The following is a 15,902-nucleotide window of genomic DNA, read 5'->3' as shown; positions in this document are numbered from 1 at the left end:
TACGTTGTACGCGGACCCGGGGGGGTGGGCATGGGCTGGTCGGACTCGTCGGGCACGTCGGAGGCGTCGGACGGTGTGCGCCGGATCGGGCGTTTCACGATCGAGGAGACGCTGGGCCGGGGCGGGATGGGCAAGGTCTACCTGTGCCGTACGCCCGCCGGACTGCGGCTCGCGGTGAAGGTGATCCGCAAGGACCTGGCCGACGACCACGACATCCGGGTGCGGTTCAACCGCGAGGTCGACGCCCTGCTCGGGGTGCGCAGCCCGTACACGCTGCCGGTGTACGCCGCCGAGACGGTGCGGCCGCCGCTCTGGCTCGCCGCCCGCTATGTGGAGGGCCCCACCCTGGACGCCCATGTCCGCGCCCGGGGGCCGTTACCCGGGCGACGGGTCGCGGAGCTGGGCGCGATGCTCGCGGAGGCGCTGTCCGACGTGCACGCCCACGGGGTGATCCACCGGGACCTGAAGCCCACCAACATCATCCTGGAGGGCGGGGAGCCCCGGCTCATCGACTTCGGGATCGCCCGGTCGGCCGGTGTGACGCGCGGGCTGACGATCCCCGGTTCGCCCCTCGGCACGCACGGTTACATGCCGCGCGAGCAGCTCCAGGGAGACGAGCCGACGCCCGCCGTCGACGTGTTCGCGCTCGGCGCGGTCCTGGTGTTCGCGGCGACGGGCCATCCTCCGTTCGGCCACGGGCTGCCCGCGAGCCTGCGGATCCACCAGGGCGAGCCGCCCCGGCTCACCGGCGTGCCGCGCCCGCTGGTGGGTGTGATCGCCGCCTGTCTGTCCGCCGCGCCGGCCGAACGCCCCGCGCCCGAGGAGATCATGGCGGCGCTCCGCGACGGGCTGCGGGAGCACTCCCCGGCCCCGGCCGCGCGGGACCACGGGCCGGGCCCTGGGGCGGGCCTTGAGGCGGGCCCCGGGTCCGGTCCCGACGGCCCCGATTCCGGCCGGGGACACGCCGGTTCACCGGACGGCTCGTCCTCCCGTGGGGGCTCGTCCGGTCGTGGCTCGTCGGATGGCGGCTCCTCGGGTGGTGGTTCGTCCGGAAGGACACCGGCCGGGAGCCGGCGGGCGCGGACCGTGCCCGTGCCCGATCCCCCGCACCACTGCCATGTGCCGGTGCCGCCGGCCGACGGCGAGGGGTGCGCCCTGCGCCCGGTCGCGGCGCGACTGCTCGCGTCGGGACTCTCCCGTCCCCTGATCCGGAAGGCGGTTCTGCAGCATGCCCGTTGAGCCCGTGGTCGAACTGCGCGACGGCTGGGAGTCGTTGGTCCGCGCATGGGCGCGCCGACGCGGCGAGCAGGTCCACAGCGAGGACGGCGCGCTGTACCTGGAGACCAAGGCCGGCGGCCCGTCCGGCCCCCGGCTCACCGTGGACATCAGCCCGGCGGCCGGTTCGCTCGTGGTGGCCGTCACCGACGGGACGCTCGTCCCGCCGGACCGGCTGGCCCCGACCGCCGCGGCCGCCACCGCGTGGAACGCCCACGAGGTGACTCCGGCCGCCGTCCTCGGGGACGCCCGCAGCGACGAACCGCTGCTCTCCGCGGTCCTCGCGCTGCCCCTGGTCGCCCATCTGTCCGTCACCGGGTTCGCCGCGACGCTGGACCAGCTGCTCGACCGGGCGGTGCGGCTGCTGCGCGAGTGCCATGACCTCGGATTCGTTCTGCGGAGCGACGATGACCTCGCCGCGCGGGGGTGACGCCGTGGAGTCGGCGGCCTTCGTGCTGGCGGTCGCGGTGGTGCCCATGGCGACGCTGCTCGTCGTCCTGTGGGCGAGCACCGGTTCCTGGCTCTCCGGCCCCCGCCGTTCCTCCGACGACCACGAACGGCCGGACCGGCGCGGCCTCGACCGACCGGGCGAACGCAGGCCCGAGGAACGCCGGTCCGAGGAGCGAAGGCCGTCCGAGGAACGCCGATCCGAGGAACGCAGGCCGTCCGAGGAACGGCGGCCCGAGCGGCGCGGTGCGGACGAGCGGCGCGGTGCGGACGAGCGGCGCGGTGCGGACGAGCGGCGCGGTGCGGACGAGCACGGGAGCCGGGAGCCCGAGCCCCGTCAGGCGTACGGGAGTCCGGGACCCGGTGCGGCTCCTCCTGACCCGTACCGGAGCGGCCGGTCCGTACCGCCGCCGCCCCGGCTGCTCAGGGACGACGTCGAGCGGCTCATGGCCGGCCCGCGCGCGCTCCTGAACAACGTGCTCGACGCGACCGCCGCCCTCCTCCCCCACCGGACGGATCCGACGCCACCACAGGCGGAGGCCCCGGCCCAGGAGCACGCCGGGGCCGAGCCGCGGCGGGAACCCGGCTCCCGGGCGCTCCCCGAGGCCCACCGCCCCGCCCTGTCCGCCTCCACCGCACCGGACGACCCGACCACCCCGCCCCCGACCACCCCGCCCCCGCCGGCCGCCGACCCCGAACCGGCCGCCGAGGGCGACACCCTCGCCCTCGGCTCCGGTCAGCGGATCGTCGTCAGCGCCGCGACCTGGCTGCGCCCCGACGGGTACGTGGAGTGGGAGGGCGCCCTGTGCCGGGCCCGCTGGCTGGGCCCCGCCTCGGCGTACCCCCGCCCCGGCGACCTGGTCCGCGTCACCATCGCCCCGGCCTCCGAAGCGCCGCTGCTCCTGGCCGGCCCGCTCCACTGAACCACCGCGCGACACCCCGTCCCCGTCCTTCGCTCCACGGAGTAGCCGTGTTTCCCACCGCAAGTCCTGACGAAGCCCCGCTCCCCGTGCCGTACATGGGCTTCGAGTTCGACAGCGCCCAGCGGCTGCCGCTGCTGCTCTGTCTGGACACCTCCTCGTCCCTGAGCCAGAGCGGCGCCATCGGCGCGCTCAACGAGGCCCTCACCTCGTGGGCGGAGAGCCTGGCCAACGACATGGCGCTGAGCGCCGCCGTCGACGTCGCCGTGATCACGTTCGGAGGCGTCGAGGGGATCACCGTCTGGCAGGGCGCCACCCCGCTCGGCGCCGTCGCCCCGAAGTGGCCGCACAGCCCGTTCGTCCCCGCCAACGAGTTCCGCCCGCCGGTGCTGCGCGCCCACGGCGTGACGCTCCTGGACCGGGCCCTGCGCCTGGCCATGGAGGTCGTCGCCGACTACAAGGCGGGGCTGCGCGCCGAGGGGCTGACCTACTACCGGCCGCAGATCTGCGTGGTCACCGACGGCGCCCCGAGCGACGAGCAGGGCCGCTTCTCGCACGCCTACCGCGAGCTGCTGCCGGAGCTGCGCAAGGCGGAGCGGGAGCAGAGGTTCCGGCTCTTCGCGGTCGGGGTGGGCGAGCGGCACGCCGGCGCGGAGGAGGTGCTCAAGGAGCTCGCCCCGCACTACCACGCCTGGCTGGACGGGTTCCCCTTCGCCGAACTGCTCACCGCGATGTCGCACAGCGCCCGGGCCACCCAGGGCGGCGCCGCCGAGGCCGAGTTCCAGGAGATCTTCGCGCGGCTGAAGCGCCGGCGCGGCGGCGGGCAGGTCCCCGCGTGAGGGGGCCGGACCGGCCGCACTCCCGGTGGCGGGTGCACGGCATCAGCTCCACGGGCTACCGGCACCTGAGAGACAGCACGCCCTGCCAGGACGCCTGGGACCGGCTGGAGACCCCCGGCGGTCTGGTGCTCGCGGTGGCGGACGGCGCGGGCAGCGCGCCCCGGTCCGGCGAGGGGGCCCAGGAGGCCGTACGGCTCGCGGTGGAGGCGTTCGCGCCGGTGGCCGCGCCGTGGCACCGGGTCGGCGGCGCGCGGCTGTGCCGGGAGCGGATGACGGAGGCCTTCCGCGAGGTCCGGACCGCCTATCTGCGCTGGTGCGAGGGGCCGCCGGGGCCTTACGCGACCACCCTGACCGTGGTCGTGGCCGCCGACGGCTGGCTGGGCCAGGCCTCGGTCGGCGACGGTCTCGTCCTCGTGCGGGCCGCTCCGGTGGGCGGCCCGGGCGTCCCGGGTGTCCCGAGCTGGGTCGGGGCACGAGAGGGCGGACCCCGCGAGGCCGGACCCCGGTACGAGGGCGGGCCACGAGAGGCCGGGGCCCGCGAGGGCGCGGCCTCTGCCTCGTACCACCTGCTGCCCCGCGCGCACACCGGCAGCGAGTACGCGAACGAGACCGTCTTCCTCGGCTCCCCCACCGCCCTCGGCCAGCTCCGGGTGGACTGCGTCCGCGACGACGGGATCGACGGCGTGCTGCTGTCCACCGACGGGCTGACCCAGGCACTGCTCCGGCGGGCTCCCGCCGGGCCGCCGCTGCCCCACGACGCCTTCCTCGGCCACCTCTTCGACCGGCTCGGCCGGTCCGACTACGACCACGACGAGGAAGAGCGCCGACTGTCGGACTTCCTCGCCTCCGACCAGATCACCCGTGTGACCGGGGACGACAAGACTCTCCTGTGGGCGATACGACATGACGACCACTGACGGCTCCTCCACCGACGACTCCACCGACGGCTCGGGCCCCGCGGACGGCGTCGACCTGACCCTCGGGGACGGCACCCGCATCAGCCGCACCGGCAAGGCGCTCGGCACCGGCGGGCAGGGCAGCGTCTGGGCGCTCAGGGAGCGCTCCGACCTCGCCGGCAAGATCTACGACCGGGCACCCGACGACGCCCAGCTGCGGCGGCTCGCCGCGATGCTGCGGGCCGACCCGCTCGCCGGCGAACGGCTCGCCCCGGGCCAGCCGCCGATGCTGGTGTGGCCGGTCCAGCTGATCGAGGCGGGCGGACGGGCCATCGGATACGGGATGCCGCTGGTGGACCTCGCGGTGCAGACCCCGATCAACGGGGTGCTCCAGAAGCAGGTGCGGCTGCGCCGCTTCGCCGGGCGGGCGCACTGGAAGTTCCTGCTGGGCGTCGCGTCCAACCTCGCGTACATGACGGCGGAGCTGCACCACCGCGGGTTCGTGGTGGGCGACCTGTCCGACCGGAACGCCGTGATCGACCCGCGCGGCTACATCACCCTCCTGGACTGCGACTCCTTCGCCTTCACGGACACCATGACCGGCGAGTTCTTCGGCTGTGACGTCTTCACCGACGACTACGCGGCGCCCGAGCGCCACCGCGGGGAGCAGGCCACCCGGCACTCGGACGACTTCGCGCTCGCCGTCCTCGTCTACCAGCTGCTCACCGCGGGCAACCACCCGTTCGACGGAGCCCCGCTGAAGGGATCCGACGAGGCCACCCGCAAGGACAACATCCTGGCCGGTACGTCCTTCCTGGTGCAGCCGGAGCGGGTGCGGGTGCCGGCCCGGCTGCTGCCGCCCGAGGTGCAGCCGCCCGCGGTGCTGCGGCTGGCCCGGGAGGCGTTCGGGCCGGGGCTGCGCGATCCGGCCCGGCGGCCGTCGTCGGCCCAGTGGCTGCAGGCCCTGGACGACGCCCGGAACTCGGTGGTCGTCTGCGCGAACGTGCCGGAGCACCACTACGGCGGGCATCTGTCCGCATGCCCGTGGTGCGAGCGGACGAGGGCGGGGCAGAGCGACCCGTTCGTGGACGGCCGGGCCGGGACGAGGGCGTCCGCCTCCCGGCCCGGCGGCTCCACCTCCGCGTCCACCGCGTCCACCTCCACCTCCGCGTCCACCTCCGCCTCGGCGTCCTCCTCCGCTTCGGCCTCGTCGGCGTCCTCGGCCTCCGCTTCGGCCTCGGCCTCGTCCGCCGCTCCCCCCAAGCCGACCCCGACCACGCCCCCGACACCCAAGGCGAGCGGGAAGACCACCACGAAACCCACCTCGACATCCACCTCGAAACCAGCCGGGAAACCGGCCGGGAAGCCCGCCGGCAAGGCCACCGGAAAGCCCGCCCCGCAGCCCGCCACCAACGGCGAGATGGCGCTCGGCTGCACGGTCTTCGCGCTGGCCGGCGGTGTTCTGGTCGCCGTCATCTGGGGTCTGATCGTGCTGATCCAGGGGCTCGTGAAGTAACGGCCCTCACAAGGAGAAGGGCCGGACCCCGGTCTCGTACCGGGGTCCGGCCCTTCTCGCCGTGCTGGGCGGCGTCAGCGCCAGCTGTGCGGCGCGCGGAAGCCGTTCTCGCGCTCCAGACGGCGCCATCCGGCCGTCGAGCGGCCGTGGTGGGCCGGCTCGGCGGGGGTGGCGGCGGCGCGGGCGAGCAGGACCGCGGTGATGGCGGCCAGCTCCTCGGGCTCGGCGTGGCCCTTCTCGACGCGGAGAAGGCTGGCTGTGGCGGGCGTGGTCACGTGGGTGGGCTCCTCTTACTGAGGCGGGTTGCCGTGCTTGCGGGACGGCAGGTCGGCGTGCTTGGTGCGGAGCATCGCGAGGGACTTGATCAGCACCTCGCGGGTCTCGGCGGGGTCGATGACGTCGTCGACGAGACCGCGCTCGGCGGCGTAGTACGGGTGCATCAGCTCGGCCTTGTACTCCTTGACCATGCGGGCCCGCATGGCCTCGGGGTCCTCGGCCTCCGCGATCTGCTTGCGGAAGATCACGTTGGCGGCGCCTTCTGCACCCATCACCGCGATTTCGTTGGTGGGCCAGGCGTACGTCAGGTCGGCGCCGATGGACTGGGAGTCCATGACGATGTACGCGCCGCCGTACGCCTTGCGCAGGATCAGCGAGATCCGGGGCACGGTCGCGTTGCAGTACGCGTACAGCAGCTTCGCGCCGTGCCGGATGATTCCACCGTGCTCCTGGTCGACGCCGGGCAGGAAGCCGGGTACGTCCAGAAGAGTGATGATCGGGATGTTGAAGGCGTCGCACATCTGGACGAAGCGGGCGGCCTTCTCGGACGCCTCGATGTCCAGGACGCCGGCGAGCGTCTGCGGCTGGTTCGCCACGATGCCGACGACCTGGCCGTCGAGCCGGGCCAGGGCGCAGATGATGTTGCGGGCCCAGCGCTCGTGGATCTCCAGGTAGTCGCCGTCGTCGACGAGCTCCTCGATGACCTTGTGCATGTCGTACGGGCGGTTGCCGTCGGCGGGCACGAGGTCGAGCAGCACGTCCGAGCGGCGGTCGGCCGGGTCCCCGGAGGCGGCGGTCGGCGGGTTCTCGCGGTTGTTCTGCGGGAGCATCGACAGGAGGTAGCGCACCTCGGCGATGCAGGTCTCCTCGTCGTCGTACGCGAAGTGGGCGACACCGCTGGTCTCGGCGTGCACGTCGGCGCCGCCGAGGCCGTTCTGGGTGATCTCCTCGCCGGTGACCGCCTTGACGACGTCCGGTCCGGTGATGAACATCTGCGAGGTCTCGCGGACCATGAAGACGAAGTCCGTGAGGGCGGGGCTGTAGGCCGCGCCGCCGGCGCACGGGCCGAGCATGACCGAGATCTGCGGGATGACGCCCGAGGCGCGGGTGTTGCGCTGGAAGATGCCGCCGTAGCCGGCGAGGGCGGAGACGCCCTCCTGGATGCGGGCGCCGGCGCCGTCGTTCAGGGAGACCAGCGGGGCACCGGCCGCGATGGCCATGTCCATGATCTTGTGGATCTTGGTGGCGTGGGCCTCGCCCAGGGCGCCGCCGAAGATCCGGAAGTCGTGCGCGTAGACGAAGACCGTGCGTCCCTCGACCGTGCCCCAGCCGGTGATGACACCGTCGGTGTACGGCTTCCTGGCCTCCAGGCCGAAGCCGCTGGCGCGGTGGCGGCGCAGCTGCTCGACCTCCTGGAAGGAACCAGGGTCGAGGAGCAGCTCGATGCGCTCGCGAGCGGTCAGCTTGCCCTTGGCGTGCTGGGCCTCGGTCGCTCGGTCACTCGGGCCACGCCGAGCCTGCTCGCGCAGCTCGTGCAGCTCGGCCACACGGCCACGGGCGTCAGCGGGCTCGCTCGGGATCTGGTCCACAACGGTCATGTACCGACCCTACGAAGTCGGTGGGGAAAACCCGCCGTCGACTCCGTACAGTCTCGCGTGTCGAATCCTGGTGGGGCCGGACAGAACCGCCACCCCACCAGGCCGACTCAACAGCCAGGCACCCCAGCTGATTGTAGGTTTTCTACATAAGTGCTACACCAGCAGGGTGCAACCGTGGGTGGCCCCCGCGGTACCGGGCGTGATCCGGAGCCGCAGCGAGGCCCCGGTGCCGAGCACCTCCACCGTGGCGTCATGGGAGAGCACGGCCCGCACCGGGCGGTCCCAGCGCAGTTCCAGCGGCTGTCCGGAGCGGGGCGGCTCGCTCACCCGCAGGACCGCCGTGGAGCGGCCGCGCCGCAGCAGGACGCTCGCGGGCGCCGAGACGGTCAGGCGGTCCACCGTACCGGCCTGCCAGAAGTTCGCGGCGGTCAGACCGAGGGACGGGACGGCGACGGCCTGCCGGTCGGCGCCGTTGGCGAGGATCCGCAGCCAGCCGGGGTCGGCGGCGCGGGCGGCGAGGGTGCCCGGCGAGGCGCCCGGCATCAGGAGGTAGGCGTAGGAGGCGTCCGTGGGATCGGTGCCGTGGTCGATCCAGAGGGTCTGGTAGCGGCGGGTGCGGCGCTCGGTGGAGCTGGTGGTGTTGATGTCGCTCCAGGCGCCGGTGCGGTCCTCGCGCAGGGTGCGCAGCCGCTCCGTACCGCCGGGGCCGGGCAGGACCCAGCCGCCGTGGCCGGCGAGGTGCGCCCAGCCGGTGCCGCCGACGCCCGTGCCGGTGGTGAACCGCGCGGTCCCTCCCCCAGACTCCGTCCGGGAGGTGCCCCCATCGCCGAGGCAGCGGTTGTCGACGACCGTCTCGACGGGGACGCCGTCCCGGGCGGTGATGCCGGCGCCCAGGCAGATGACGGTGTCGGCCGCGCAGAACCAGGACTTGCGCGCCTCCAGGGTGGAGCCGAGGCCCTTGAGGTGCTGGCCGACGGCGGCGAACTCGCCGTCGGTGGCGCCGCCGACCCATTTCACAGCCGGCTTGGGGGCACCCCACTCGCCGCCGGCCCGGTCGGCGAGGCGCTTGGTGGAGACGGTGGTGCCGGGCAGCCGGTAGGGGTCGACGGTGGGCCAGAACCAGTCGGTGTACTGGCCGCCCTGGCCTCTGGTCCACCAGTAGAGCATTCCGGCACCGGTGTGCCAGCCGCGCGGGTTCTCGCCGTTGCCGCACTCGTAGTACGAGATCCGCTCGGAGGCCATGGAGATGTTGGCGGCCCAGCCGGGGCGGCGGTGGACGGCCCGGTCCATCGAGGCGAAGAGGCGGTGGCCGGTGGGTTCGGGGGCGGCGGGGACGGCCGAGGCGGCGACCGCGTGGAGGCGGGCGAGGTCGGCGACGCCGAACTGGCGGGCGGTCAGGATCGGGGAGACGGTGTCGCGCTCGATCCAGCCCTTCACCCGGGCGTGCCAGCGGTCCCGTTCGGCGGGGCTCGCGCCGCCGGCGAGCAGGGCGATGGCGGCGATGAGGCCCTGGCCGTGGAAGTGGTCGGAGCGCATGATCCGCCGCTCGTCGCTCTTCAGGTAACCGCGGCTGATGGCACGGCCGTTGACGCTGTCCATCATCAGGCCGTCGTGGATGAGCGGCGCGTAGGCCTTCTCGACGCTGTCGAGGATGATCTGCCGGTGGGGGTCGGTGACCTCCCAGGTGGAACCGGCAAGCAGGCTGAAGAGCCGGCCGAGTCCGTCCAGCATGACCTGGCCGTAGGTGCCCGAGTAGGCGACCCACGTGTGCTGGACGAAGGAGCCGTCGGCGTAGAGGCCGTCGCCCTTGGTCACGTACGGGAAGACGGGTGAGAGGGCGTCGCGGGCGAGGGCGATCTTGGCGGGGTTCGCGCCGAGGACGCCGCGCAGGGCCACCGAGCGGCAGAGGTCGACGCGGTTGGCTCCGGTGGAGGTGCCGGTGTACGTGCCGAGCATGCTGTCGGGGACGAAGTGGTCGACGGCCGCGCAGGCGGCGGCGATCCGTTCGGCGCCGAGCAGCGGGTGGAGGGCGGCGACGATGTCCATGAGCAGGCGCGGGGAGCCGATCTGCCACTCCCACCAGTTGCCGTAGCGGGTGGTGCCGGGGTGGTAGATGCGCTCGGCGAGGTGGTCGAGGCCGCGCAGGACGTCGGCGAGGAGGCCGGGGTCGCCGGTGAGGCCGGTGCCCTCCTGGACGTACGCCTGGGTCATCGTCCACAGCCTGCCGTAGCTCTGGGTGATGCCGGCGGGCGGGTCGAAGGAGTGGCCGGGCCACAGGGAGGTGGTGGCGGGCGCCATCGTGGCCTGGAAGGTACGGGCGAGGCTGCCGGTCTCGGCCAGCCGGGAGGCGTAGGGCTCGGCCCCGGCGTCGTAGCCGGAGCCGAGCTGGATGTCGAGCCAGCGCCGCCGCAGGGCCTCGAACTCGTCCGCCTCGGCGGCGTGGGCGAGGGGGTCGAGGGCGAGGACGGCCGCGGCGGCGGAGGCGGTCACGAGGAAGGTGCGGCGGGACCAGGCGGGGACGGGCACGGGAGCCTCCCGGGAAGGGTGGTGTAGACCGGTTGGCGCCTGGTGTAGCAGCGAGTTCCGGACGCAATCAATGAGCACGACCGCGGGGGCCGGAAGCGCTTTCTGTCCGGCCCCCGCCCGTCTCGGCCGCCGAGGGGTCAGGTCCCGCAGTGGAAGCGGGCGTCGCCCCAGTCGGCGTGGTCGTTGCCGTTGCCGTCCCCGCCGTCGCCGACGACCAGGTCGACGTACGAGGCGCCGGTGACGTCGGCGGTGAGCGACCAGGCGCTGTCGGCGGCCTTGAGGACCGGTGACGCCGCCTTCTCCGTGCCGTCGGCGAGCACGCTGAACCGCACGCTGCCGCGGGTGGTCTGGACGTCGTCCACGCCGACCTCGGCGGTGAAGGAGGTGCAGCGGCCGCCCAGGTAGTAGCGCACCTTCGCCGGGGCGTGGGTGCCCAGACCCTTGGCGTAGGCCACTCCCCCGATCCGCAGCGGGCCGCCGTCGCCGCTGCCGGTCCCGCCGTTGGAGATGTCCTTCTCGGCGGGGCCCCAGCCGTTGGCGGCGGAGGTCCAGTCGAGGTCGCTCGCCCAGGCGTCGGCGGTGGGCGGCGGGGGCAGGGTGCGGACCGTGGCGGCCGCGGTCAGCGTCCGGGGCCGGCCGCCGATCCCGTACGTGACGGTGGCGCCCAGCTCGTACGGCCGGTGGGCGGCGTCCACCGGCGGGGTGACCCGCCAGGTCGCCGTGGTCGTCCCGCCCGCGGCGACGGCGGCGAGGGCGATCGGCACGGACGGCTCGGCGGTCCAGCCCTCGGGGAGGGCGAGGGTCGCCTGCGCGCCGGAGACGGTGCCGGCCTCGTCGTTGCCGAAGGTCGCGGTGACGGTGTTCGCCCGGCCGGGCTCCAGGGTCTCGGGCGCGGCGACGGAGAGCGTGCCACAGGCGGCCCGCTCGGCGGCCGGGCCGAGGTCGGTGACGGTGAAGCGGTCGAGGACGAAGTCGGCGCCGTCGGGGGCGTCGGCGCGCTTGCGCAGCCCGGTCCAGGTGTCGCCGCAGCCGGCGGTGACGGTCTGGGAGAAGTGGCCGGTGGTCGCCTGCCGGCCGATCGGGGTGCGGCGGGTCTCGACGGGGGCGCCCTGGCCGCTCGTACGGTCGTAGCCGGTGACCCACTCGTAGGCGCCCGCGTGGCTGGACTGGTAGTCGAACTCCACGCGGTAGTCGTGGCCGTCCTTCATGGGGACGGTCCAGGGGGCCGTGCGGTAGACCAGACCGCTGTTCTCGTCGTGGGACTTGAGGGACTCGGCGCCGTCGATCACGTCGTCGATCGCCTTCCCGTTCCAGCCGGCCTGGGTGTAGGGGGCGTGCAGCTGGGCGATGTGGGTGCGCGGGTCGGTGGTGCCGCCGGCGTCGCCCTTGAGGAAGGGGCCCCAGCCCTGGTCGACGGCCTCGAAGTCCTCGTACACCGTGGTCCCGGGCTTCGCCGCCGGGTCGTTCGCCACGATCCGTACGTCGTCGAGGCGGACGGTGGCGGTGGAGCCGCTCGCCGCTTCGATCCGCAGGGTGGTGGTGCCGGTGGCGGGGGCGGTGAAGGTGGTCTTGGCGCGCTGGAAGCGGGTGCCGTTCCAGTCGGAGGCGGCGACCCGATCGGTGAGGGTGGAGCGGGCGACGGTGACGGAGGTGCCGCCGGCGGAGAGGGTGGTCGGGCGGGTCTTCCCGGCCTCGACCTCGACGAGGACGGAGGCGGTGTACCGCCTGCCCGGGGTCAGTCCGGTGATCTGCTGGCGTACGGCGGCGGTGGCGGAGCCGGTGAGCTTCGCGCTGTTGCGGCCGTGGGCGTCGGTGTCGCGGGCCACGGTGCCGCTCTTCGTCCAGGAGGTGAGCCGGGCGTCGTTGAAGCCGGGGTCACGGACCGGGGTGCCCTCGCCCCAGCGGGGTTCGGGGGCGGCGGGGGCGGAGCCGGGGTGGAGGACGTAGGGCTGTCCGGCGGTGGCGTCGAGGGTGACGCGGCCGCCGACGGGGGTGACCGTGCCGGTCTTCACCCGGCCGTTGTCGGTCAGCTGGTAGACGGTGTACGAGCCGGTGCCGGCGGGCACGGCCCAACTGGTCCTGCCGCCGGTCTTGTTGTAGTGGTAGAGCTTGCCTCCGCCGGCCCACGGCAGCAGATAGGCGTCGCCGTCGAGGACCTTCCGGCCGTTCTCGTAGAAGGTGCGGCGGCCGTTCTCGACGGTGCCGCGGACGCCGCCGGTGAAGGTGATGTCGTCGCCGTTCCAGCGGGTGATCCGGTGCTGCTGGAGGTACTTGGCGGGCAGGTTGCGCTGCCAGATGTTGGCGGTGAAGGCGGTGTGGTCGGTCTCGCCGGTCCAGCCCTCGAAGTCGACGAGGGCGGTCTGGCCGAGGACGGGGTGGTCGTTCCAGACGTCCTTCTCGCCGTTGCGGATGAAGCGGATGATCTGGGAGTTGAGGCCCTTGTTGGTGACGCCGCCGTAGTCGAGGTCGTTGGCCCAGTGGGACCAGAGGGAGGCCCGCTCGAACTTCTCGGACCACTCGGTGGCGACGTTCCAGCCCTGCGCCTGGACGGCCTGGACGGTCTTGTCGGCGATCCAGCCGTGCGTGTAGTAGACGTCGATGTAGAGCGTCGACAGGTTGGGGTCGGTCTCGTCGCGCAGCTGCTGGAAGCGGCGGGCGAGGTCGCCGCTGTTCACGTCCCTGCGCTGGTCGATGTAGTAGCTCTGGTTGAGCCAGTTCCAGCCCGGCCTGCTCTTGTCGACCAGGGTCTCGCTGAAGTTGCGCGCCTCGGGGTAGGCCTCGGTGGCGTTGACGTGGACGCCGAAGCCGGCGCCCCACTTCTTCCCCTCCTTCAGGAGGGTGTTGAGGTCGGCGAGGCCGCCCGCGCGCTTGTTGTAGTTGCCGCCGTAGTCGGGGTGGGCGGAGTCGTGGCCCTCGGAGCCGTAGCCCTTGAGCAGGGCGAACTGGCCGAGTCCGTCGGTGGCCAGCGAGACCCGCTTGACGTCGTCGAGGGTGCGCAGGAAGGGGTGGGTGGCGTTGGAGGCGAAGTTGAACGGGATGTGGGCGACGACCCGGTTCGGGGTCTGGTCGCTGCCGGGGGCCTTGATGCCGATGGTGCGGAAGGCGACGGCGCCGTCCTGCCAGTCGGTGCGGCCGTCGCCGTTGGCGTCGGGGGTCACGACGACCCTGGCCCAGGGGAGGTTCTCGCCGCTCTCGGGCCGCGGGGCGCCGGCGCCGCGGTAGGTCCACTGGCCGGACCAGACGCCGACGCGGGTCTCGGTGCCCGTGCCGGTGGGGGTCTTGCGGGCCTGGTGCCAGAAGCGGGCGCCGTCACGGGCGGAGGCGCCGGCGGGCTTGTCGTAGGAGGAGTTGGACTCGACGGCGGCGGCGAGCCGGCCGGTGTTCACGATCGCGTAGCTCGCCCCGACCGGAGCGCTGTCGGCCGGGGTGGCGTCGGTGATCTGCGCGAAGACGTCGGCGGTCCGGGTGGAGTCGGGGTCGAGCCGGGTGAAGGCGGTCGCGGCCCCGGGGTCGGAGGAGCCGACCGAGACCAGGTCGTGGCCGGGGATGTCGAGGGTGCCGACCCGGAAGGCCTCGGTGTCGCGGACGGCGGTCACCTGGAAGGTGACGGCCCGGCCGCTGACGCTCAGCCGCGCGTTGATCTCGACGCCGGGCAGGTCGGGGAAGAGGAGGGTGTACGCGGCGGAGTCGCCGGTCACGACGGGGGCGGCCGCGGCCCGGACGGTGTGGGCGGTGCCGTTGAGGACGACCTGGGTGACGGGCGCGGTCGAGCCGAGCAGCCGGGCGCCGCCGGCCCGGTCGGTGTACGACAGGACGCGGGGGAAGTCCTCGGCGACGGCGACGGAGAGCTGCTCGGAGCCGATGACGACGGAGGAGGCCGTCTCGGCGGCGGCCGACGGGGCGGCCGGAGCCGTGGCCGTGGGCGGGGCGCCGGCGCGGGCCGGGCCGGCCAGGGCGAGCACGGCGGAGGCAGCGGCGGCCAGCGCACAGATCGTGCGCAGCCGCCGCGCCGCGGAGGGAGGGTATGGGTGCGACATGCGCACTAGTTGGCCCGCGTGACGGACCACCGTCAACGAGATCGCGCGCCGACGGCCCCTCCAGTCCAACAACCCCCTGCGGTAAGTCCAAGTGGGACCCGGGTGGACCCCGGTGGACCCAAGTGGCTCAGCAGCCGCCGCAGTTGTAGTAGGTGACGTCCCAGTGGTTGCCCTCGTCGGCGTAGATGTTGCCGGAGCCGGACTTCCACTGCGGGGCGCCGTCACCGCGGACACCTATGTAGGTGAAGGTGTTCTTGATGTAGTTCCCGACGCAGGTGTACTTGCTGTAGTCGAGCTTGTAGCCGTTCCAGTGGGAGTACGTGCCGCCCGCGTGGCCGGTCTCGGTGCCGCCCGTGATGTTGAGGGCGCAGCCGCTGGCGCGCTTGAGGGTCTGGGCGCCCTGGGCGGTGGCGAGGTTGAGCTGCTCGAAGGACGTGCAGGTGGAGTTGTAGCGGTCCGAGCAGCCGCCGGACGAGGACCACGTGATGCCGACCTCGCGGAACATCGAGGTGGCGGTGGCATGGCTGATCTTGGTGACCGCGTGGGCGTCGGTGGCGGTGGACAGGACGCCGAAGCCAGGGGCGAAGAGGGCGCCGAGGACGAGGGCGAGGGCGGTGAGGACGGAGCGGAGCTTCACAGTTCAGTTCCTCCTGGGAGTGACCGTACGTGTGGATCGCGCAGGGAGATGGTGGCGCAGGTCTACGCGCGTCCGCTAGAGGGCCTCGGGGGTCGGTTGCGGGCCTTCCGGGTGAACAGGGGGACTCACCCGAACCAAGATGTTGAAAGTTGAACGGAATGGGGTTATGGTCGTTCTCGTTGAAGCTTCAACAAAGCGAAGCCCAGCAGAGCGCCTCCCCCGCGCACCGTCCCCAAGGAGCAGTCATGGGTCTCTTCAGCCGCAAGAACAACGAGTCCGCCGTCGCCACCGCCTCCGCCGTCGCCACCCTCCCGGTGGACCCGGCCCTGGCCGCCCTGACCGGCTCGTACACCATCGACCCGGCCCACAGCAGCATCGGCTTCACCGTCCGCCACGCGATGGTCACCAACGTCCGCGGCAGCTTCGCCGAGCACGAGGGCACGCTGGACCTGAACGGCGCCGACCCGGCCGCCTCCAGCGCCGTGATCGACGTCAGGATCGCCTCCATCGACACCGGCATCGCCGACCGCGACAACCACCTGCGCAGCGGCGACTTCTTCGACGCCGAGCGCTTCCCGCTGATGACCTTCCGCTCCACCGGGGCCGAGCAGCTGGGCGGGGACGCCTACCGCATCACCGGCGACCTCACCATCAAGGACGTCACCAAGCCGCTCGCCATCGACCTGGAGTTCAACGGCGTCGCCACGGACGTCTACGGCAACGAGCGCGTCGGCTTCGAGGGCTCGGCCGAGATCCTGCGCTCCGAGTGGGGCCTGACCTGGAACGCGGCCCTGGAGACCGGCGGCGTCATGGTCAGCGACAAGGTGAAGCTGAACTTCGACATCTCCGCGATCAAGAACGCCGCCTGAGCGGACCCTTCCCCCACCGGGAAGCACCGGGATCCACCGGGAACCACCGGGAACCACCGGGAACCA

12 protein-coding genes are annotated in these 15,902 nt (G+C 73.3%); 7 read left to right on the top strand and 5 right to left on the bottom strand.

What is annotated here, in order from left to right:
- Window positions 1–30: 30 nt before the first annotated feature.
- From ACFY7C_RS24240 to ACFY7C_RS24215, 6 genes are read left to right on the top strand one after another with little or no spacing between them, the layout of a single operon-like run.
- Entirely contained in the window at window positions 31–1,239 is a 1,209-nt protein-coding gene (locus ACFY7C_RS24240) for a serine/threonine-protein kinase (protein ID WP_389654149.1), read from the top strand.
- Complete coding sequence (locus ACFY7C_RS24235; protein WP_389654147.1) at window positions 1,229–1,705, top strand: hypothetical protein; 477 nt, start codon at window positions 1,229–1,231, stop codon at window positions 1,703–1,705. Before ACFY7C_RS24240 ends, ACFY7C_RS24235 begins: the two co-directional genes overlap by 11 nt.
- Window positions 1,683–2,645 (top strand): hypothetical protein, encoded by a 963-nt coding sequence (locus tag ACFY7C_RS24230; protein ID WP_389654145.1) that lies wholly within the window; start codon window positions 1,683–1,685, stop codon window positions 2,643–2,645. Before ACFY7C_RS24235 ends, ACFY7C_RS24230 begins: the two co-directional genes overlap by 23 nt.
- Before the next feature lie 47 nt (window positions 2,646–2,692).
- The gene (locus ACFY7C_RS24225) at window positions 2,693–3,481 is read left to right on the top strand and encodes a hypothetical protein (RefSeq protein WP_389654143.1); all 789 of its coding nucleotides are present in this window, start codon (window positions 2,693–2,695) and stop codon (window positions 3,479–3,481) included.
- Complete coding sequence (locus ACFY7C_RS24220; RefSeq protein ID WP_389654141.1) at window positions 3,478–4,398, top strand: PP2C family serine/threonine-protein phosphatase; 921 nt, start codon at window positions 3,478–3,480, stop codon at window positions 4,396–4,398. The genes ACFY7C_RS24225 and ACFY7C_RS24220 overlap by 4 nt, the downstream gene beginning before the upstream one ends.
- Window positions 4,385–5,893, top strand: a complete 1,509-nt coding sequence (locus tag ACFY7C_RS24215) for a protein kinase (protein WP_389654139.1) — start codon at window positions 4,385–4,387, stop codon at window positions 5,891–5,893. The genes ACFY7C_RS24220 and ACFY7C_RS24215 overlap by 14 nt, the downstream gene beginning before the upstream one ends.
- Before the next feature lie 74 nt (window positions 5,894–5,967).
- Here the strand turns inward: ACFY7C_RS24215 and ACFY7C_RS24210 are convergent, their stop codons facing one another.
- From ACFY7C_RS24210 to ACFY7C_RS24190, 5 genes are all read right to left on the bottom strand, one after another.
- On the bottom strand, window positions 5,968–6,168 hold the full coding sequence (locus ACFY7C_RS24210; RefSeq protein WP_389654137.1) for an acyl-CoA carboxylase subunit epsilon: 201 nt from the start codon (window positions 6,166–6,168) through the stop codon (window positions 5,968–5,970).
- A gap of 15 nt (window positions 6,169–6,183) precedes the next feature.
- On the bottom strand, window positions 6,184–7,767 hold the full coding sequence (locus tag ACFY7C_RS24205) for an acyl-CoA carboxylase subunit beta (RefSeq protein WP_389654136.1): 1,584 nt from the start codon (window positions 7,765–7,767) through the stop codon (window positions 6,184–6,186).
- A gap of 153 nt (window positions 7,768–7,920) precedes the next feature.
- A complete protein-coding gene (locus ACFY7C_RS24200; RefSeq protein ID WP_389654134.1) occupies window positions 7,921–10,293 on the bottom strand; it encodes a polysaccharide lyase 8 family protein in 2,373 nt (790 codons plus the stop codon).
- Between the two features lie 137 nt (window positions 10,294–10,430).
- The gene (locus tag ACFY7C_RS24195; RefSeq protein WP_389654132.1) at window positions 10,431–14,330 is read right to left on the bottom strand and encodes an endo-alpha-N-acetylgalactosaminidase family protein; all 3,900 of its coding nucleotides are present in this window, start codon (window positions 14,328–14,330) and stop codon (window positions 10,431–10,433) included.
- A 127-nt stretch (window positions 14,331–14,457) separates the two neighbouring features.
- Window positions 14,458–14,967: a hypothetical protein gene (locus tag ACFY7C_RS24190; protein ID WP_389654130.1), complete on the bottom strand. Its 510-nt coding sequence runs from the start codon at window positions 14,965–14,967 to the stop codon at window positions 14,458–14,460.
- A gap of 245 nt (window positions 14,968–15,212) precedes the next feature.
- Between ACFY7C_RS24190 and ACFY7C_RS24185 the strand changes: the two genes are divergently transcribed.
- Entirely contained in the window at window positions 15,213–15,836 is a 624-nt protein-coding gene (locus ACFY7C_RS24185; protein WP_389654128.1) for a YceI family protein, read from the top strand.
- Window positions 15,837–15,902 lie beyond the last annotated feature (66 nt).

The organism is Streptomyces sp. NPDC012769, assembly GCF_042901205.1.
In the GTDB taxonomy this organism is placed as follows: Bacteria; Actinomycetota; Actinomycetes; order Streptomycetales; family Streptomycetaceae; genus Streptomyces.
The sequence above is the reverse complement of the archived record's forward strand: the minus strand, read 5'-3'. Positions and strand labels throughout refer to the sequence as shown.

Excerpts from the sequence above, each read along its gene's own strand:
- ACFY7C_RS24230 (WP_389654145.1), top strand. The coding sequence starts at position 1,683 with ATGACCTCGCCGCGCGGGGGTGACGCCGTGGAGTCGGCGGCCTTCGTG.
- ACFY7C_RS24240 (WP_389654149.1), top strand. The coding sequence starts at position 31 with ATGGGCTGGTCGGACTCGTCGGGCACGTCGGAGGCGTCGGACGGTGTG.
- ACFY7C_RS24235 (WP_389654147.1), top strand. The coding sequence starts at position 1,229 with ATGCCCGTTGAGCCCGTGGTCGAACTGCGCGACGGCTGGGAGTCGTTG.
- ACFY7C_RS24185 (WP_389654128.1), top strand. The coding sequence starts at position 15,213 with ATGGGTCTCTTCAGCCGCAAGAACAACGAGTCCGCCGTCGCCACCGCC.
- ACFY7C_RS24215 (WP_389654139.1), top strand. The coding sequence starts at position 4,385 with ATGACGACCACTGACGGCTCCTCCACCGACGACTCCACCGACGGCTCG.
- ACFY7C_RS24205 (WP_389654136.1), bottom strand. The coding sequence starts at position 7,767 with ATGACCGTTGTGGACCAGATCCCGAGCGAGCCCGCTGACGCCCGTGGC.
- ACFY7C_RS24195 (WP_389654132.1), bottom strand. The coding sequence starts at position 14,330 with ATGTCGCACCCATACCCTCCCTCCGCGGCGCGGCGGCTGCGCACGATC.